Origin of the sequence: Nocardia sp. NPDC059195 (assembly GCF_042754695.1) — a bacterium.
Taxonomy (GTDB): Bacteria; Actinomycetota; Actinomycetes; order Mycobacteriales; family Mycobacteriaceae; genus Nocardia.
Map to the genome: position 1 here is coordinate 20,976 of NZ_JBHZBG010000011.1, position 19,494 is coordinate 40,469.

The 19,494-nt window shown below is 69.2% G+C and carries 16 protein-coding genes; 8 read left to right on the forward strand and 8 right to left on the reverse strand.

The window, feature by feature from the left end; all coding sequences use genetic code 11:
• The first annotated feature begins 13 nt into the window (after window positions 1-13).
• Window positions 14-1,567 carry an ATP-binding protein gene (locus ACFXKN_RS16165; protein ID WP_378940414.1) on the forward strand — a complete coding sequence of 518 codons (1,554 nt, stop codon included), beginning with the start codon at window positions 14-16 and terminating at the stop codon, window positions 1,565-1,567.
• Window positions 1,564-2,262, forward strand: a complete 699-nt coding sequence (locus tag ACFXKN_RS16170) for a response regulator (protein ID WP_378940415.1) — start codon at window positions 1,564-1,566, stop codon at window positions 2,260-2,262. The genes ACFXKN_RS16165 and ACFXKN_RS16170 overlap by 4 nt, the downstream gene beginning before the upstream one ends.
• On the opposite strand, the gene ACFXKN_RS16175 is transcribed toward ACFXKN_RS16170, so the two are convergent.
• The 3 genes from ACFXKN_RS16175 to ACFXKN_RS16185 form a co-directional block, all read right to left on the reverse strand.
• Entirely contained in the window at window positions 2,263-3,591 is a 1,329-nt protein-coding gene (locus ACFXKN_RS16175) for a cytochrome P450 (protein ID WP_378940416.1), read from the reverse strand.
• 100 nt (window positions 3,592-3,691) lie between these two features.
• Entirely contained in the window at window positions 3,692-4,405 is a 714-nt protein-coding gene (locus ACFXKN_RS16180; protein ID WP_378940417.1) for a TIGR03089 family protein, read from the reverse strand.
• 3 nt (window positions 4,406-4,408) lie between these two features.
• Complete coding sequence (locus ACFXKN_RS16185; protein WP_379433348.1) at window positions 4,409-5,827, reverse strand: LCP family protein; 1,419 nt, start codon at window positions 5,825-5,827, stop codon at window positions 4,409-4,411.
• A gap of 229 nt (window positions 5,828-6,056) precedes the next feature.
• On the opposite strand from ACFXKN_RS16185, the gene rfbD reads away from it, so the two are divergent.
• The 3 genes from rfbD to ACFXKN_RS16200 are packed head-to-tail and all read left to right on the forward strand — an operon-like array spanning window position 6,057 to window position 8,940.
• Window positions 6,057-6,908 carry a dTDP-4-dehydrorhamnose reductase gene (rfbD, locus tag ACFXKN_RS16190; RefSeq protein ID WP_379433283.1) on the forward strand — a complete coding sequence of 284 codons (852 nt, stop codon included), beginning with the start codon at window positions 6,057-6,059 and terminating at the stop codon, window positions 6,906-6,908.
• An 11-nt stretch (window positions 6,909-6,919) separates the two neighbouring features.
• Window positions 6,920-7,825 (forward strand): glycosyltransferase family 2 protein, encoded by a 906-nt coding sequence (locus tag ACFXKN_RS16195; protein WP_378940419.1) that lies wholly within the window; start codon window positions 6,920-6,922, stop codon window positions 7,823-7,825.
• A gap of 35 nt (window positions 7,826-7,860) precedes the next feature.
• Complete coding sequence (locus ACFXKN_RS16200; protein WP_378940420.1) at window positions 7,861-8,940, forward strand: sugar phosphate nucleotidyltransferase; 1,080 nt, start codon at window positions 7,861-7,863, stop codon at window positions 8,938-8,940.
• A 57-nt stretch (window positions 8,941-8,997) separates the two neighbouring features.
• On the opposite strand, the gene ACFXKN_RS16205 is transcribed toward ACFXKN_RS16200, so the two are convergent.
• Window positions 8,998-10,575 (reverse strand): carboxylesterase/lipase family protein, encoded by a 1,578-nt coding sequence (locus ACFXKN_RS16205; RefSeq protein WP_379433284.1) that lies wholly within the window; start codon window positions 10,573-10,575, stop codon window positions 8,998-9,000.
• A 214-nt stretch (window positions 10,576-10,789) separates the two neighbouring features.
• Here ACFXKN_RS16205 and ACFXKN_RS16210 point away from each other — a divergent pair, with 214 nt between their 5' ends.
• On the forward strand, window positions 10,790-11,011 hold the full coding sequence (locus ACFXKN_RS16210; protein WP_301902976.1) for a zinc ribbon domain-containing protein: 222 nt from the start codon (window positions 10,790-10,792) through the stop codon (window positions 11,009-11,011).
• Window positions 11,012-11,047: 36 nt separating this feature from the next.
• Here ACFXKN_RS16210 and ACFXKN_RS16215 read toward each other — a convergent pair whose 3' ends face one another.
• From ACFXKN_RS16215 to ACFXKN_RS16230, 4 genes are all read right to left on the reverse strand, one after another.
• The gene (locus ACFXKN_RS16215) at window positions 11,048-11,323 is read right to left on the reverse strand and encodes a SelT/SelW/SelH family protein (protein WP_379433285.1); all 276 of its coding nucleotides are present in this window, start codon (window positions 11,321-11,323) and stop codon (window positions 11,048-11,050) included.
• Between the two features lie 18 nt (window positions 11,324-11,341).
• Window positions 11,342-11,740 carry a YchJ family protein gene (locus ACFXKN_RS16220; RefSeq protein WP_379433349.1) on the reverse strand — a complete coding sequence of 133 codons (399 nt, stop codon included), beginning with the start codon at window positions 11,738-11,740 and terminating at the stop codon, window positions 11,342-11,344.
• A gap of 50 nt (window positions 11,741-11,790) precedes the next feature.
• Entirely contained in the window at window positions 11,791-12,216 is a 426-nt protein-coding gene (locus tag ACFXKN_RS16225) for a hypothetical protein (protein WP_378940423.1), read from the reverse strand.
• Window positions 12,217-12,301: 85 nt separating this feature from the next.
• Window positions 12,302-14,842 (reverse strand): AAA family ATPase, encoded by a 2,541-nt coding sequence (locus ACFXKN_RS16230; protein ID WP_379433286.1) that lies wholly within the window; start codon window positions 14,840-14,842, stop codon window positions 12,302-12,304.
• Window positions 14,843-15,233: 391 nt separating this feature from the next.
• Between ACFXKN_RS16230 and ACFXKN_RS16235 the strand changes: the two genes are divergently transcribed.
• Both ACFXKN_RS16235 and ACFXKN_RS16240 read left to right on the forward strand, forming a co-directional pair.
• The gene (locus ACFXKN_RS16235; RefSeq protein WP_379433287.1) at window positions 15,234-18,293 is read left to right on the forward strand and encodes a DUF5691 domain-containing protein; all 3,060 of its coding nucleotides are present in this window, start codon (window positions 15,234-15,236) and stop codon (window positions 18,291-18,293) included.
• Complete coding sequence (locus ACFXKN_RS16240; RefSeq protein WP_379433288.1) at window positions 18,290-19,390, forward strand: AAA family ATPase; 1,101 nt, start codon at window positions 18,290-18,292, stop codon at window positions 19,388-19,390. Before ACFXKN_RS16235 ends, ACFXKN_RS16240 begins: the two co-directional genes overlap by 4 nt.
• The last annotated feature ends 104 nt before the right edge of the window (window positions 19,391-19,494 follow it).

The window sequence follows — 19,494 nt, forward strand, 5'->3', positions numbered from 1 at the left end:
TCGGAGGCAAGAGGTGCGACGAGTACGACTGTCGCTCGCAGGGCAGGCCTTCGTATGGCAGCTGGTGGTGCTGGGGCTGCTGATCGCCGTCGGCACCATCCTGGCCGTGTTCGATGCCAGGCGCGACCACGACGTGGCCGCGGAAATGCAGGTCAGAGACGTCGCGGTGACGGTGTCGCGGTCACCGTCGACCCTGGCCGCGGTGAACTCGCCCTACCCGAGCGGGCTGCTGCAGCCGACCACCGAGCGGATCAGAGCGGCCACCGGCATGGACTTCATCGTCGTGATGGCACCGGACCGCACGCGCTACACCCACACCAACCCCGACCTGATCGGCAAGCCGTTCATCGGCAGCATCGACGGTGCGCTGGCAGGCCAGACCCTCACCGAGACCTTCACCGGAACCCTCGGCCCCTCGATCCGCGCGGTCACCCCGGTCTACGACAACGGCCGGGTGGTTGCCCTGGTCTCGGCCGGGGTCACCCGAGCCAAGATCGGCACCCAGGTCGCCACTCAGCTGCCCCTGATCCTCGGGTTGGCCGCGGTGGGGCTCGCGCTGGCCGCGCTGTCGTCGTTCCTGATCAGCCGTAGGCTGCGCCGCCAGACCCACGGTCTCGCCCCCGACGAGCTGCGCGCGCTCTATGAACACCACGACGCCGTCCTGCACTCCGTCCACGAGGGGCTGGTGGTATTCGGCGCCCAGGCCGAGGCCGCGGAGGTGGTCAACGATCAGGCACGCACCCTGCTCGACTTGCCCGATGGTCCGGTGCACCGCGGTGACCTGCCCATCTCGCTGCAGCAGATGAGCGGGGGCGTGGTGCGCGATGAGACACACGTGACCACCGACCGCATTCTGCTGGTCAACCAGGACCTGGTCAGCTGGGAGGGCCGCGAGATCGGCACCGTGCTCACCATCCGCGATCAGACCGAACTGCGCGCGGTGCTCGGTGAACTCGACTCGGTGCGCGGCTTCGCCGAATCGCTGCGCGCCCAGGCGCACGAGGCCGCCAACCGGCTGCACACCGTGGTCACCATGGTCGAGCTGGGCCGCCCCGACGAAGCGGTGGCCTTCGCGACCGCGGAGCTACAGCTCTCACAGGTGCTGATCGACCGTTTGCTGGCCGCCGTCGGCGACGCGGCGCTGGCCGCGCTGCTGCTCGGCAAGGTCGACCAGGCCGCCGAGCGCGGGGTGAGCCTGGCCATCAGCGAGGACACCGCGCTGGACTCCACCGACCCGCTGTCCGCGCACGAGACCGTGACCCTGGTCGGCAACCTGATCGACAACGCGATCGACGCGGCGGCGGGCACCGTCGCCAAGCGCGTCGAGGTGTCGGTGTGTCATCGTGACGGCGCGCTGTGGGTCCAGGTATCCGACAGCGGACCCGGCATGTCGGCCCAGATGTTCTCGCGTGCCGCCGAACGCGGCTACACCACGAAATCCGACCACGCGGGCCTCGGCCTCGCGCTGGTGCACCGCCTCGTCGACCGACATCGCGGCACCATCACCACCACGGCCGCACCACACAGCGCGGTCATCGTTCGCATTCCGCTGAGGGAGACACCTTGATCCGCGTTCTGATCGTCGAGGACGAGCCGTTGATCGCCCAGGCACACCGGGCCTATCTCGAACGGCTCGACGGTTTCGTCACCGGTGGCGTCGTGCACACCGGACGCGACGCGCTGCGAGTGGCGGCCGAGGCGATCGCCGCGGGCAATCCGTTCCATCTGGTACTGATGGATATCGGGCTGCCCGATATCAGCGGGCTCGATGTGGCCGCCGCACTCAACGGACTGCAGCCGCGACCCGATGTCATCGCGATCACCTCGGCGCGCGAGCTGAACATGGTGCGCAGTGCGGTAGCGCACGGTGTGGTGCTGTATCTGCTCAAGCCGTTCACCTTCGCCGCGTTCCGCGAAAAGCTCGAACGCTACCGCGGTTTCGACACCGCGCTGCCCGCGGGCGAGGCGGCCCTGTCGCAGTACGACATCGACCGCGCGCTCGGCGCACTGCGCACCGCCGACCAGAAGGCCGGCGCGCCGAAAGGCGTTGTGCAGCACACCCTGGAAGAAGTCTCGCGAGCGGTGCGCTCGGCCGAATCCGGCATCACGGCCACCGATGCCGCCGCGGCCGTCGGTGTTTCGCGGATCACGGCGTGGCGATACCTGGAGAAGCTCGCCGACGACGGATTGGCCGAGCGCCGTGCCGATTACGGCCGGGCCGGTCGCCCGAAGACCCGCTACCGCTGGCGCTCGACCACCTGACTAGGCCGGATGCGCGGCGCCTGCCAGATCGTCGGGCGCCGACGTGCGCGCGACCGGCCCGAGATCGACCGGCATGTGCTCGAAACCGTGCAGCGTGAACAGGTTTCGGCGGGTCGGCTCGCCGCGTAAGCGCAGGTTCGGGTAGCGGGTGTAGAGCGCGCGCAACGCGCGCTCCGCTTCCATCCTGGCCAGGCTCGCGCCGAGGCACGCGTGGATGCCGCTGCTGAACGCCACGTGCTCCTTGACATTCGGGCGGTCGATATCGAAGCGGTGCGGGTCGGGGAAGACCGCCGGGTCGCGGTTGGCTCCGGCCAGCGACAGGATGACCGTGCTGTTCGCCCGCAACCGCACGCCATCGATGTCGACATCCTCGAGCGTCTGGCGTGCGGTGGTCTGGACGGGTGGATCGAACCGCAGCGTCTCCTCGACCACGTCGGGCCAGCGGTCGGGGTCGTCCTGGGCGAGGGCGAGCTGGTCGGGATTGGCCGACAGCGCGGCGACCGCATTGCCGATCAGATTGACCGTCGTCTCGAATCCGGCGCCCATCAGCAGACTCGCGCCGGCCTGCAGTTCCCGCAGACTCAGATCGCCCGAGCTGACCAGTGTGGACAGGATGTCCTCGCCCGGTGCGCGGCGCAACGTGGCGATGTGGTCGGCCAGGTACTCGTCCATGGTCTCGGTCGCGGCCATCGCCGCCCGATACGACCGCCACGAGGTGCCCAGATCGAGCAACGGCGTCATCTTGTCGCCCCACCGCAGGAACATCTCGTGGTCCGAGGGCGGGAAGCCGAGCATGTCGGCGATGATCGCGATCGGCACCCTGGCCGCGAAATCGGTGATCAGATCGACCGATCCGTCCGCCGGCATCGCCTCGAGCAGTTCGGCGGTGACCACCTCCACGCGCTCGCGCAGCCGGGCGATGGCGCGCGGGGTGAATGCCGAGGCCACCGGCTTGCGCATCCGGGTGTGCTCGGGCGGGTCGAGGACCAGCATCGACGGCGGCTCGACCGGGTTGGGTGGCACCGTGACCCGCTCGGCGAGCTTGTGCCACGGTGCAGGTAGCTCAGCGTTGAGGGGCGGTCGCACGCCGAATCGGGGGTCGCGCAGGATCGCTCGGACCTGCGCGTGATCGAACGTGGCGAAGGACACCGCCGTCTTGATCAATCCGCCGCGACCGCGCAGTTCATCGATCAGCGGATAGGGGTTGTGCAAGCCCCGCTGACCGCTGAGCAACGTCGCGAACGGATCGCCGCGACGCACCTGCCACCGCAGGATCGCCCGCGGCGCTCCGTGTTCTGCCGACCATCGAACCCAGTACTGCGCAATCATCGCCACCCCTGCTCTGCCGAAGTCTTGCTTCCACAGTACGGACGGTGTGTGACATGCGACACGTCCCCGAGGTGGACCCGAACCTATACCTGGGTAGGAGCTAGCGCCGGACGGTCACCTTTTCGGTGACGACCCGATGGTCGATCGCACCCGGATCGGGATTGACGACCTGCACCAGTGAAGCCCCGGCGAACAACACCGCGACGAACCCGTCGATCACTTCCTCCACCGTGTCCCACGGTGTGCTCGACAGCACCCGGTCGCCAGCGGAAAAACCTTGCAGTGCGGCGGATTTCCGAGACATGGTCAGCACTTCGTTCACCGAGAGGCCGTCGAGCGCGGCCCGGAATCCACCGGGCAGGAACTGATCACCGTGCACCCGCACCGCGGTCGCGAAATCGGTGACCCCGACCGGCAGATCACGCACCGGCGTCCCCATCGCGTCCAGCGACAGCACCGCCACCTCGCCGACACCGTCGGCGTCGTCGAGCCGGTCGGGTGTCACCAGCGCGAGGTCGGCATCAGGATCGGGCGTGAGCACCACTTCGGTTCCCGCCCACCAGCATCCGAGCAGCACCGCGGCGGTCTGCCAGTGCGCGGGCAACAGCACCGCGACCCTGGCGCCGGGGGTGAGCGCGAATTCGTCGCGGATCAGGTTCGCGGTCTTGGCGGCCCAGTTGGCCAACGTCAGCCCCGACAGTTCGATCCGCGCGCCGGTGGCGTCGTCGTACCAGGTGACGCGCGGTCCGGCGGGATCGCGTTCGAGAATCGGGTCGAGGAGGGCGTCGGTCAGGGTCGAGTTCGGCTCACGCATGGGTCAATTCACACATTTCGGTCCGTTCTGGCCTGCGTCGATCGGCGGGGCGGGCGGTATCGGTGTCGCGGTCGCGGAGGATGTCGCGTCGAGATCGAACATGCCTGCCGCGGCCGAGCCCGGACCAGAATAGTCGCTCGCCAGGACCACGCTCACCGTATCCGCCGACACTGTCGCATCGGCGACCACCGTCAGGCCACCGAGCGCCTCGGCGACCGCCACCGCCTTCGGGTCGTCGGCATCGGCGGCCAGCACCCGACTCGAGCTGACGCTGCCGCCGGTGTAGTTGCTGATCGTGCCTTCCCGGAATCCCTTGCTCGTCAGGGCCGCCGACACCTTGCCCGCGAGCCCGGTGGCGCCACCCGCGTTGAGCACGCTCACCGTCACCGTGGAGGTGTCGATCTTCGGCGCGGCCTCTTCTTCGGCCTTCTCCTCCCCCACCAGGGCGGCGACGAAACTCTGCACCGTCTTCGGGTCGACCTTCACCACCGACTCCCCCGCCGAGGTCATGCTGTTGAGATCGGAGACGGGAATGGTGTCGAATTCCACCTTGCCGCCGGACAGGTCCTTGAGCTGCTGCAGAAAGGCCAGCACGTCCCAGTCCTCGTCGAGCACGACGGTGCGCCCGACCGCCTCGCTGATCTCGCTGAGCTTGCCCGGATTGGCGAGGGTCTTGGCATTGAGCAGCTGGCCGACCAGCTGCGCCATGAACACCTGCTGACGCACGATCCGGTCGATGTCACCGCGTTCGAGATCATGGCGCTGACGCACGAAGCTCAACGCCTCCTGACCGTCGAGACGCTGGCGGCCTGCCGGGAAGTCCGCGCCCGACATCGGTTCGTCCACCGCCTGATTCAGGCATACCTCGACCCCGCCGACCGAGTCGGTGAGCAGCACGAAGCCGAGCAGGCTCACCTCGGCGTAGTGGTCGACGGTGATGCCGGTCAGGTTGGCCACCGATTTGATGAGGGCCTGCCTGCCCGCCTTGGTCGACTCCTTCTCGGCGTCGGATTCGGATTTACCCGCGGCGAGCAGCTTCGCGCGTTCGGTCTCCTTGGTCGAGCCGTAGGCGGAGTTGATCTTGGCCTTGCCCTGGCCGCCGCCGACATCGACGTAGGAATCGCGCGGGATGGAGATCGCGGTGGCCGAGCGGCCGTCGTTGGGGACACGGATCAGCACGATGGTGTCGGTATTGGTGCCCACCTCGTCGCCGGCGTGCAGCATGGCGCGTTCGGCTTTGGTGAGCGGGTTGCCATGCGCGTCGGTGCGGCTGTCGACACCGACGAGCAGAATGTCGACGGCACCGTCGCGTCCACCGCCGAGGCCGAGGCCACCGATCCGGTCGATATTGGCGATCAGGTTGTCGACACTGCGCCAGGCGAATCCGGTGAGTGCCAGCACCAGCACCGCCGAGATCGCCACCATCAATTTGGCCGGACCGAAGGTGCCCGCAGGCGCGCTGATCGGTCTTGTCGACTCTCGCACTCGTGCATCCTCTCGACGAACTCCGCGCCCGGTCAGCTCTTCCCCCCGGCAAACACCACCTTGTCGTCAGCCCGGGCTCGTCCGCGGACACCGGCCATCACAGGCTAACGAACAGTTACCACACTCGGGCCCAACCGCAGGTGCTCCGGCGTGCCAGACTGGCCGCGTGAACGCCGATTTCCCCGCCCCCGCTCAGCTGATCGTAACCGGCGCACGAGGTCTGCTGGGGCGACAGCTGCTGCGCCTGGCACCCGATGCGCGTGGCTTCGGGCGGGCCGACCTCGACATCACCGACCGCGCCGCCGTCGACGCGGTCCTCACGCCGGGCGCCGTGGTGATCAACTGCGCGGCCTACACCGCGGTGGATGCCGCCGAAACCGATGTCGAGGCGGCCTTCGCCGCCAATGCGACCGGACCGGCCGTCCTCGCTGCCGCCTGCGCCGCGGCGGGTGCGCGGCTGATCCACGTGTCCACCGACTATGTCTTCCCCGGGACCGCGCGGACACCGTACGAGCCCGGCGATCCGACCGGACCGGCCACGGTCTACGGACAGTCCAAGCTCGCCGGTGAGCGGACCGTACTCGAACTGGGCGCACACGTTGTGCGCACCGCGTGGGTGTACGCCGGTGTCGAGGGGGATTTCGTCGCGACGATGCGCAGGCTGGAAGCCGAACGCGACACCGTCACCGTGGTGAACGACCAGCTCGGTTCCCCGACCAGCGCCGCCGACCTCGCCGCCGCCCTCCTGGAATTGCGCACCCGCCCCGACGCTCCCCGTGTGCTGCACGCCACCAATTCCGGCACCGCCACCTGGTTCGACCTCGCCGCAGCGGTGTTCACCGACCTCGGCGCCGACCCGAACCGGGTGCTGCCGTGCGCGTCCAGCGAATTCCCCAGACCCGCACCGCGCCCGGCGTATTCGGTGCTGTCCCCCGCGGCCTGGAACGCGGCAGGCCTCACCCCGCTTCGCTCCTGGCGTATCGCACTCACCGACACACTGCGGCGGTTGTCCGACTAGGCTCCGCAGTCGTGAACGCAGCAGACGCAGCCGATTCTCCAGCCCCCGCCGGCCTTGCCGTGGTCACGGTGACCTATTCACCGGGTGAGCACCTCGAGCACTTCATCACCACCCTGGCCGACGCGACCAGCGAGAAGCCGCAGGTGATCCTGGCCGACAACGGCTCGACCGACGGCGTCCCCGAACTCGTCGCCGAGGCCAACTCACACGTGACACTGCTGCACACCGGCGGCAATATCGGCTACGGCGGTGCCATCAACCGGGCCGTCGCCGAGATCGATCCGTCGATCGAGTTCGTCATCCTGGCCAACCCGGACATCCGCTGGGGCGTCGATTCCATCGACAAGATGCTCGAGGCGGCGAAGCGCTGGCCGCGCGCGGGCGCTTTCGGGCCGATGGTCCGTGAGCCCGACGGCAGCATCTACCCGTCCGCACGTCGGGTCCCCGGGCTCGCCGACGGCGCGGGCCACGCCGTTCTGGGCTCGGTTTGGCCGAAGAACCCCTGGTCGGTGCGCTACCGCCAGGAGAACGAGGAGATCTCCGAACGGGTGGTCGGTTGGCTGTCCGGCTCGTGCCTGCTGGTGCGCCGCGCCGCGTTCGACACCATCGACGGTTTCGACTCGCGCTACTTCATGTACATGGAGGACGTGGACTTCGGTGACCGCATGGGCAAGGCCGGCTGGCACAATGTATTCGTCCCGGACGCCGAGGTGACCCACGCCAAGGGCCACGCCGCGGGCAAGCATCCGGAATTGATGCTGCCCGCCCACCATGCCAGCGCCTACCGCTTCCAGGCGGACCGGCATCCGCACTGGTGGCAGGCACCGTTGCGGGGCGCGCTGCGGGTCGGACTTGCGGTTCGCTCCCGGATTGCGGTTCGATCGGCGCTGCGTGAGCAAGCGCGAACCGGCGCCTGAGTGGGCGCCGGTCCACTGTGAACAGGGGAAACTCGATGGCAGGCAATGCAGGCACCGACGCGGTCATCCTCGTCGGCGGACAGGGCACGCGGCTGCGTCCGCTCACCCTCTCGGCGCCCAAGCCCATGCTGCCGACGGCCGGGCTGCCGTTCCTGACCCACCTGCTGGCCAGGATCGCCGAGGCCGGGATCACCCATGTGGTGCTCGGCACGTCCTTCAAGGCCGAGGTCTTCGAAGAGCACTTCGGTGACGGCTCCGAACTGGGCCTGGACCTGGAGTACGTGACCGAGACCGAACCGCTCGGCACCGGTGGCGGTATCCGCAATGTGCTGCCCAAGCTGCGCGCGGACAACGTGATGGTGTTCAACGGCGACGTCCTCGGCGGCACCGACCTCGGTGCGATCCTCGACACCCATGAGTCGACCAACGCCGATGTCACCCTGCATCTGGTCCGGGTCAGCGACCCGCGGGCCTTCGGCTGCGTGCCGACCGACGAGAACGGCCGCGTCACCGCGTTCCTGGAGAAGACCCAGGATCCGCCGACCGACCAGATCAACGCGGGTTGCTATGTGTTCCGCCGCGAGTACATCGAGAAGATCCCCACCGGTCGTCCGGTCTCGGTGGAACGCGAGGTCTTCCCGGCGCTGCTGGCCGAGGGCGCCCGCGTCCAGGGTCACGTCGACGCCTCCTACTGGCGCGATATGGGTACCCCGGAGGACTTCGTGCGCGGCTCCGCGGACCTGGTCCGCGGTATCGCGCCCTCCCCCGCACTCCCCGGCCAGCGCGGCGAGTCCCTCGTCCATCCCGGCGCGGGTGTGGCACCGGGCGCACTGCTCATCGGTGGGACCGTGGTCGGTCGCGGCGCCGAGATCGGCGCGGGTGCGCGACTGGACGGCGCGGTGATCTTCGACGGCGCGGTGGTCGAGGCGGGCGCGACCGTCGAACGCTCCATCATCGGCTTCGGTGCCCGCATCGGCCCCCGCGCGCTGGTTCGCGACGGTGTGATCGGTGACGGCGCCAACGTCGGCGCCCGCTGCGAACTCCTGCGTGGCGCCCGCGTGTGGCCCGGCGTGGTCATCCCCGATGGCGGCATCCGCTTCTCCACCGACGTCTGATCCACACCACGCCGGGTCACCGCCGAGTTCTCGGTCGGTGGCCCGGCGTTGTGCTGTTCAGCTGAAGCCGACGGCTTGGTCACCCCAGGCGGTGTGGAGGTCGGCGTCGGGGTTGTCCACGACGCGGTCGATGGTGTCGATGAGCAGGGTGGTGCGGGCGGCGGGGCGGTAGTGGGGCCAGTGTTTGGAGCCGTCGATGGCGGCGGGGACGCTGTGTTCGGCGAAAGCCAGCCAGCGCCGCTGCATGCGGCCGGAGACCGCGACCGACGCTTTGCGCCCGCCGAGCCAGAAGGTGGGGTCGTGGTTGAAGGTGCCGAAATTGCCGAAGACATAGGGCAATTCGGTGGCATGACCGGCTCCGACCCTGGCCGCCTTCAACATCGGGGTGGCGTAATCGAAGCGGTACATCCAGGTCGGCGAATGCTGGGCATGCCCCTCGGCAACCCAGGCCGCGGGCATCCGGAAGGCCGCGTCGGTCGACATCGCCAGCGCCCCACGGGTTTTGGTGAGATCAGGGTAGGCCGAGGTGATCTCGGCGATCCGCTCCGGCGACATCTCGGGATGCGACGCGGCGACGTCGCGCAGCATCGCGTTCACCGCGTCGGGCGTCACCGGCATGATCGGTGAGCGCAGCACCCGAAACAGCGACGCCTCATCGCGATTGGTGCCGATCAGCAACGGCACACGATGCGACAGCCCCTGCTGGAATCGGTCGATCGGGTAGCCCGGCAACAGGTTTCCGTCGACGACCGGCGCCGCGGCGAGCCTGCCCGGTTCCTTGATCGGCACCTCGTCCAGCAGCACCGCACCGACCTCGACGAGCTGTTCGATCGGCAACTCCAGCAACCGATTCGCCTGGCCCGGCCCGAGTTCGAGCAGCTCCAGATAGCGCTGCCCGACGACCGCGGCCCGATCCTGTCCGAAAACTGTTGTGGCGGGCGGACTCTGGACAATTGCCTGGTGGAACAGTCCGGCAGCGGAAGGCGAGGTGAGTAGTGCGGTAACGCATCCCGCGCCCGAGGACTCGCCGAAGAGGGTCACATTGCCCGGGTCGCCGCCGAACGCGGCGATATTCTCGCGCACCCACGCGAGCGCGGCGAGCAGATCGTGCAGGCCGAGGTTGGCGGTGAACTGCTCGCCGAACGAGGACAGATCGAGAAAGCCGAGCACCCCGAGTCGATAGTTCACCGAGACGACCACCACGTCGCCCGCCTCGGCCAGCTTGCGGCCGTCGTAGATGGACTGGGCAGCAGTGCCGAGGCAGTAGGCGCCGCCGTGCACCCAGACCATCACCGGGCGCGGTTCGTCCTGGCTCGGCTCGGGCCGTGGCGACCAGACATTGACCCACAGACAGTCCTCGCCCATCTGCAGGTCGGAATCCACCGGCACCATCGCGCCCATGGCCTGCGGTGCGATGTCGCCGAAGACCACACAGTCGCGCACACCGTCCCATGGCTTCGGCGGCTGTGGGGCGGCGAATCGAGCAGGTCCGGCGGGTGCGGCGGCATAGGGAATGCTGCGCCACACCGCAACCGGCCCGTCCCAGGTTCCACCGACCTGTCCGTATTCGGTCTCTGCCAGCGGGTCGGCATCGTGGGTCCGCGCGTCCGGATCGAAATCGGGCTGAATGCTCATCGCACACCTCCTAGCCGGCACGACCGCACGGGTACCTGTGTATTCGCTCCCGCGGGTCGCAGCACCTGGTGACTTCCTACGAGAGTACGTGCGTGCCGCCTGAACGCGCGCCCTACGCGCCGTTTCCGCAGGTAACAGTTACTCCGCGGTACAGACGGAAGCGACGTGATGAACGGTCGATCCATCGTGCGCCGTTGCTGCTTACACTGTGCCGATGCCGAACTACAGCTTCCGGTGTCGTTCCTGCGGCGACACGTTCGACGTCAACCGGCCGATGGCGCAGTCCTCGGACCCTGCCACGTGCCCCGCCGGCCACGACGACACCGTCAAACTGCTCACCACCTTCGCGGCGGTGGGGCGCGGCTCGGCTCCGAGCCCCGCGCCCGCGCCACGTCCGGCAGGTGGTGGTTGCTGCGGTGGTGGCGGCTGCTGCTGACCCGCCGATCGGAGGTGCGCGGCCGCCGCCCGGTCGTCAGTCGCGGCGGTCGAGGTGGCCGAGGTCGCGGTCGGGTGCGATGCGGTCGCGGACCCGTTGCTTGAGGATGGCGATATCGGGGAAACCCCCGTCCGCCTTGCGTTCCCAGAGCTGTTCACCGTCGAGGGTGATGCGGAAGATGCCGCCCTGGCCGGGAACCAGCGCCACCTCGCCGAGTTCGGTGGCGAACGTGGTCAGCAGTTCCTGGGCCATCCAGCTCGCCCGGAGCAGCCAGCGGCATTGGGTGCAGTATTCGATCGCGATACGGGGCACGTGAGCAGTATCCCCGTTTCAGGCCTGGAACGTCCCGTCGAGGTAGACCCATGCCCCGTCGACCCGGACGAACGTACTCATCTCGTGCATCGCGTCGCGCGTGCCGTCGAGCTTGTAATGGGCGATGAATTCGACGGTGCCGTTGTCGTCGAACGGGCCGCCACGCTGGGTGCCGACGATCTCGAGGAACAGCCATCGCTGGTCCGCGTCGAGCTCGAGGCCGGCCGGGCGGGTGCTGGGATGCCAGGAGCGCAGCAGATAGTCGACATCGCCGACGACATAAGCGGTGTACCGAGACCGCATCAGCGTTTCCGCGGTCGGCGCGGCTTTCTCCCCCGCCAGAATCGGCCCACAACAGGCATCGAACGGCTCACCACGACGACACGGACACGGCCTCACTTCACCCATACCGCCCATCCTGCCGGACCGGCCTGCGACCTCGGGCACCCAAGGTCCGCCGACGTCGATCACCCGAACGGCTGCTGCGCGAGCGGAGCGAGTTCCAACACCCGCGCCAGCTCCGCCGTCTGGTCCCGCCAGCGCCGCAGATCGGTGACACTCGGCGCCATCTCGTAATCGAGGTGATGCGCCGCGCGCGACAGCGCCGCCCACAGCGCACCGACCTGACCGGCGGTTTCCGGCCCCGTATACACCCGCAACGCGAGTAGTTGAGCACGCATCGGGCACCGCATCAGCTCCGGCGCGACCTGCGCCCACAGCTGATCCACCGCCTGCTCGAGCGCCAACCGCAGAATCCACGCCACCGCCCGCGACCACACCCCACCGGCGTCCGACACCGACCCGTCCAGCAAATTCTCGGCCGCTTCCAGCCGCTGAGCCACCGAGGGCCGCGGGCTGAACTTCGCGCGAGCAGGCCTGCCGCGGCGATTCACGACCCCACCGTACCGGGACGGCGGCGCGCGGCCGTCGGGTCGCGTCGACCGCGACGCTGCCTGCCGACTTTCCCCGTGAGCTCACTCACCTGCGCACCGCGGCAGGCTCGTGGGCTCGCAGCCAGGTGATGAATCGTTCGGTGTCACTGATCAATTCACGCATCGGACGGTCGATCGGCACGTGCGCGCCCGCGGTGGCATCACGAAGGACGCCGACGAGCCAGCGTCCGCCGACCGCGCTCAGGTGCTTGTTCAGGTCGTCCACGCGGGCGCCGACACCCATGATGGCGAGGGTGATCATGGCGCGGGTGGTGTGCGCGTTGCGCACCCGCCGTTCCACTTCCCCGTGCTCGAGACCGCCCGCCAGCAGTTCCTGGCGGGCCTTGGCCAGCCCGGCCGCCTCGATCGCCGAACGGCAACAGGTCGCGACGAGTTCGTCGGCGATGGCGGCGGGAAGTTGCGGTGTGCGCAGCAGGGATCGGGCGTCGTCGAGATAGCGGCGAACCGGGTCGCCGGTCACCCGCACCTCGACGATCGAACGCTCACGACGCTGGACTTCGAGCACCGTCGCATCGAGCTGCATGCGACGCACCGCCTCGGCGAGGCGCTCGTCGTGGGTGAACACCACCACCTGTCGCCCCGCCGCCACCTCGGCGAGGACCCTGGCCAGCCCGTCGACCTTCGCGGGATCCATCGCCTGCACCGGGTCGTCGATCATCACGAACCGGAAAGGGCTGTGCGCCACCGTGGCTCGCGGCAGGAACAGCGACAGCCCGAGCGCGTGCAGCTCCCCCTGACTCATCACTCCGAGCGCCGCGCCGTCCACTTCGTCGACGGTGACATCGAGCAACACCCGTCGCGCGGTCCCCGCACTGCCCTGCAACCGAATCGATCCGAGCTCCACATTGCTCTGCTGGCGCAGGGTGCTCCACACCCAGCGCGCGGTGGTCTCCAGCGGCCGCATCCGCTCCCCACGGATCGTCGCCGTCGCCGCCTTGAGCCAGTCGGCCGCCTTCTTTACGACCCGCAGCTCGCTCGCGTGGTCGGCGACGGCGCGGGCGGGGTCGAGCCAGGCGAGAACGCGCGGGACCAGTGGCGACCACACCGCATCGAGTCGATCCAGTTCGGTGCGCGTATCTCTTTGTAGTGCACCGAGTTCCACAGCAAGGGCGGTGTGTATCGCGCGCAGTCGATCCGGGAGCTGATCTTCGTAGTCGGCTGCCGCGAGCTCGGCCCACTCCGACCAGAGCTGCCCTACGATCTCGCGCTGTTTACGCAGCGAGTCCGAGGCGCCAAACGAACCTCGTTGCTCCGCAGGCGAATCCGTCTCGCGGAGCTCCGGATCGAGGCTCGGCAGCACGTCTGCCGGGTAGGAGCGGCCCGCTCCGCCGTGGGTCGCCGAGCCGAGCTCGATCGGCAGCTGCGCAGGGAGGTTGCGGGCTGCCACGAGAGCCGTGTCGAATTCCGCCGCGGCCGCCTGCAACGCCGCGAGTTCCGTGGTGCGGTGCGCGATTTCGGAATCAGCGGCAGCGAGCCAGTCGGCGCCGAGCTCGTCGCGTCCACAGACCGGGCAGGGACACGAACCCGCCGCCGTGACGTGTTCGCGGGCCCGCGTGAGCAATTCGAGAACTCGCAGATCAGCGTCGGTATCGACGGTCGCGTGGCGCGCCACATTCCGGGCCGATTCGGCGAGCCGATCCGCCGTGGCGGCGACCTGCCTGGCATCGGGCAACGTCAGCCGCAAGATCGTGCGCAAACCCTCGGGCCCGTCGATACCGAGGACCGAGCCCGCTACCGCGCCTGCCACCGCGTCGAGATCGGGGTCCGGCGTCCGCAGCAGGTCTGCCACGCCGCGAGCACGGTCGTCATCGGCCTCGGCGAGCTCGACCAGCAGGTCGGCGCGGGACTGACGCGAATCCTTCACGGCGCGTTCGAGTTCGAGTTTGCGCAGCCTGATCTGTTCGGCCGCGGCGGCCAGCTCGTCGAGGCCGAGCAGGCGATGCAGCGCGTCGAACAGGTCGCTCGGCTTCCCGTCGACGAGCGCGCCGAGTTCGCTGTAGGACAGGAACGGGCGGTACAGATCGAGCCGTTGCCTGCGTCCACGCGGGTCGACCGATGCCACCGGTTCGGATCCGCGCCGCTCGGTCCACTGCGCGTCGGCCAGGTCCGCACTCGCGTCCCAGCTGGTGGCGACCGAGAGTTGCGGCTGCTCGCCTGCGGTGAGCAGCTCGACATCGATCCGGGCGGTATCGGGTTCGTGCAGGTTGCGCCAGCCCTCCCGCCATGCGGTCGAGCGGCCGTCCCAGCGCCGATTTCCACCGGTCAACGCGAATTCCGCGGCCTCGGCGAAACTCGACTTTCCGCTGCCGTTGCGACCGACCACGAGCGTCAGGCCGGGCCCCGGATTCAACCGCAGCGTCGCGGCGGGCCCGATCCCACGAAAACCCTGCACGGTGATCGACCGCAGGAAAACCCCGGAATCACCGGAATCCGTTGCGGCCGAGTCACCGTCGACAGCTGTGAGCGCGGCGAGCACGCATTCGGCGACCCGTTCCTCCACTGCCGGGTCGGCGGCGAGCTCGCGTGCGACCACCTCGGCGATCCGATCCGAGCACACTTGCGACATCCCCCTTCGCGTCGGCGCGCAACGCGGCGATTTTGGTGGAAACGCTACCTGATCGCCGGATGTTCGCCCAGGGGATGCGCAGGGCCCCAGCGAATCTGCCCGCGGGAGTGGAATGGCCATCGCGGTACCTCGGCGGCCCTCGATGTCCACCCCTCGCCCACCCCGGCGGGCAGCTCGATGAGGTGTTCACACCCGCGTTACGCTGCGTCGAGCAGCGCGGGCGGTCCGGGCGGTGCCGAACAGGTCAGAATGCCAGACATCGCGGCTCACGGCAAGGGCTGGAGCACGAAACTTCCACAGCTCCAGCATTTTCCAGGCGCCTCGCCGCCAGGACCGCTAGTTGTCGGTGGGTTGCGGTAGATATTCGGCGAACAGAGAACGGGGGAAGTTGATGACCGAGCAACGCACGCCGTGGACCGAGGACCAGGTCCGCGCGCTCGCACCCGACGCGAGCTCGCTGGCTGCCGCACGCAAGCTGGCCGGTCGCTGGCGCGAGACCGGCACCGCCGGTAACGCGGTGTGGGGGCTGTGTCAGGGCAGTGGCGCCAAGCCGTACCAGGCGATCGTCGACCTGGATGGGCCCGCGTACAAGTGTTCGTGCCCGAGCCGCAAGTTCCCCTGTAAGCACACGCTGTCGCTGTTGCTCGCATGGTCGAGCGGCCACGCACCCACCCGGGATGCCCCCGCCGATTTCGCGGCCGAGTGGCTGGCGGGCCGGGCCGCGAAGGCCGCCGCACCGCCGAAGGCCAAGGCCGCGAGCACACCGTCGCAGGCCTCCGTCGAGCAGCGGCGGACCCGCGTCGCCGCCGGGCTCACCGAACTGGAGGTCTGGCTGACCGACCAGATCCGGACCGGCCTGGCCCAGACCGACCGGTCGTTCGCCGCCTACGAGGCGATCGCGGCACGGATGGTCGATGCCCAGGCGCCCCGCATCGCCGAGACTCTGCGCAGGTTGCCCACCGCGGTCGTCACCACCGAGCACTGGCCCGAACTGCTGTTGCGCGAGTACGCCCGCCTGCACCTGCTGGTGCTGGCCCATCGCAGGCTCGATGCCATGCCCGAGCCGCTGCAAGCGGGAATTCGCACCCATGTCGGCTACCCGACGTCGGCCGAGTCGGTCCTGACCGAGCCCGCCGTGCGGGATCGCTGGCTGGTGCTCGGCATGCGGGTGAGCGAGGAGGAGCGTCTGCACACCCGTCGCACCTGGCTGCGTGGTCGCGGCAGCGGACGATGGGCCCTGCTCATCGAACATTCCTTCGCCACACCGAATTTCACCGGCGAGGTGCCCGCGCCCGGCAGCGAGGTGGACGCCGAGCTGCACTACTACCCCGGCGCGGCGGCCCTGCGCGCGCAATGGGGCACCCGCCACGACGTACCCGAACCCTTCACGTCCATCCCCGCTGTCGGCGGCACCACGATCGACGACGCGCTGGACGCCTACGCAGGCGCGTTGAGCGACGATCCGTGGCTGCGCGCCTGGCCCGCGCTGCTCACCGATGTCGTACCGGTGCTCGACGAGAACGGCTGGCAGCTCGTCGCGTCCGACGGCACCGCGCTCCCGCTGCCCGCGGGCGCGCGTCCGTGGCGGCTGATCGCCGTCGCGGGCGGTCATCCGGTGACGGTGTGCGGCGAGTGGCGGGCCGACGGCTTCGACCCGATCTCGGTCTTCAGCGCGGGCGAGGTGAGCGACCTGGAAACCGAGTTCCCCACCGAGACAACCCCGACTCCCGCGCTGGCCGAACTCGTCTCGGTAGCCCTGCTCGGCACCGCCCGCCGCAGCGCCGATGGCATCCACCTCGACGCCGCGGTCGCCACCGCCGTCCCGCAGCACGCGGGCGAACCGGCCACCCGGCTGCTGCACACCGCCGCGCTGCAAGATCTGTACCTGCGCGGCGGGCAACTCCCGCGAACCGCGTCGAAACCCGAACCCGCCGTGGATGATCCGCGCCGTCTGCTGCCCCGTCCGGCCGCCGATCGCCTCAGCCGCCTGCTCGCGGACAAATCCCCGTTCCTTACCGAGTGGTTCGCCGCGGCGACACCTTTCGATTTCCGGCTCCCTGACCTGCTGTGCGTCCAGGCGCTCTCCGCTGCCTCCGACAGTGCGCTGCGAGCGCCACTACTGCGACTTGCCGGCCGCCGCGGACGCTGGCTCGCCGCCCGCAATCCCGCCTGGGCGAAACTGGTCGACGAGTTCCCCGCCGATGCGGCCATATCGCTCGCGGACGGGGCAGCCGAGAACAGCCGGCCGGAGCAAACAGTGGATACCACCGGCATCCACACCCACACTGAGGCGAGCACTGCCCGCAGCGCTGACACAGGCGCGCGCGCAGCCACCGAAAGGGACTCCGAGCCGACGACGACTGCGGATATCGGTACCGACTCGGGCTCCGGCACGGAGCCGGGAGCCGCCGCTGCCCATGATGTCTGGTTGTTCGGCACATCCGGCGAGCGAAAGGACTGGTTCGCGCGTACGCGCCGGGCCGATCCCGCCGCTGCCCTGGCCGTGCTGAAATCGGCGTGGCCGAAGGAGTCCGGGCCGGTCAAGGCGGAACTGCTGGCACTGCTGGAGGATGGGCTGAGTTCGGCGGACGAAGCCCTGCTCGAGCGGGCTCTCGATGATCGGCGAGGGGATGTCCGGCGCACCGCCACCACGCTGCTGAACAAGCTCCCTGACGCCGCTTTCGGGCGGCGGATGGCAACTCTGGTGGCGTCGTGGATTTGGGTCGACGACGACGGCACCGTCGAGGTGACGGTGCCATCGGAGCTCGACGCGCAGGCCCGGCGTGACGGCATCACCGATGCGACCGATCAAGCGAAATTGCGCTGGGACACCCCCGATTCGACGATCACGACCCTGCACCAGGCGATCGCCGCGACGCCGCTCACCGCGTGGACCCCGATCGTGCACTCCACTCGGGAGAACACCGCGACCACCGCGCTGACCTTGTCGCTGCCACCCCGCTATGCCAAGGCGATCGTGGACGGCTGGGTCGACGCCACGCTCGCCCAGCGCGACACCACGTGGGCCCGTGCGCTGTTCGCCCACGCGACGCCGACCGAGCAGGCCGTGCTCCGGCGGCGCGAGCTGTTCACCCTGCTCGATGCCGCCGACCGGATCGAGCACGTGCTCGACCTCGACGCACACCAACTCAACGAACTCCACGCGATCCTGCCCGGCCTCGATCACCCGTGGCCGGAACCCGTCGCCACCCATGTGCTGCGTCTGCTCGGCGAGCGCGCCCGCACCACCGCGCGTCAGCCCCATGCCAGTGCCGGCGTGTACACCGACCGGGCGCTGCTCACCGCGGCGAGCGTCCACCTGCCTGTCGAGCTCGCGACACGCATCACCGAGCTCGCCGACACCACCGACGATCCCGCCTGGCAACAGGCTTTCCACCGACTCGCCCACGATCTCACCGACCGCGCCACCATGCTCGAGGAGCTGCGATGACCACCACCGAACCCGCCACCACCCTGCTGCGCCCGCACGCCGAACAGGCCTTCGCCGACGAGCTGGCCGCCCTGGCCCGTGTCGACGACCGCGTGCGTCCGCCGTCCTGGCAGCTGTCGCCGTGGGCGGTGGTCACCTACGTCCTCGGTGGCACCCTCGACGACGGGACCGTGATCACACCCAAATATGTCGGCCCACGCAGGCTGATGGAGGTCGCGGTCGCGACGCTGGCCACCGACCGCGCGCTGCTGCTGCTCGGCGTGCCGGGTACCGCGAAAACCTGGGTGTCAGAACATCTTTCGGCCGCTATCAGCGGCGAGTCCACGCTACTCGTGCAGGGCACCTCCGGCACCGCGGAAGAAGCGATCCGCTACGGCTGGAACTACGCCCGCCTGCTCGCCGAGGGGCCGAGCGACGCCGCGCTTGTCGCGTCGCCGGTGATGACCGCGATGCGAACCGGCGCCATCGCCCGCATCGAAGAACTCACCCGCATCCCCTCTGATGTGCAGGACGCGCTGATCACCATCCTGTCCGAGAAGACCCTGCCGGTTCCCGAACTCGGCGGCGAGGTGCAGGCGGCCAAGGGCTTCAACGTCATCGCCACCGCCAACGATCGCGACCGCGGCGTGAACGATCTTTCCTCGGCCCTGCGCCGGCGTTTCAACACCGTCGTGTTGCCGCTGCCCGCCGACGAGGATTCCGAGGTCGCCATCGTCAGCCGTCGCGTCGAACAGCTCGGCGCCGCACTGGAATTGCCGACGGTTCCCGCCGCCGCCGAGGAAGTCCGCCGGGTGGTGCGGGTCTTCCGCGAACTGCGCTCCGGCATCACCGCCGACGGCCGCACCAAACTCAAGTCCCCCTCGGGCACCCTGTCCACCGCGGAGGCGATCTCGGTGATCACCAACGGCCTCGCCCTCTCCGCCCACTTCGGCGACGGTGTGCTGCGCGCCTCCGACATCGCGGGCGCCGTCCTCGGCTCGGTGATCAAAGACCCGGTGGCCGACACCGTGGTCTGGACCGAATACCTCGAGGCCGTCGTCCGGGAGCGCCCCGACTGGGCCGACTTCTACCGAGCCTGCCGCGAAATCGCCGGCTGACACCACCGCATGGGAGGACGGAACACACAGCACACATGGGGTTTTCGATGAGTCAAAGCAACAAGGCGGCCCACTCTGCCACCGGTGATTCCACACCGGGCGAT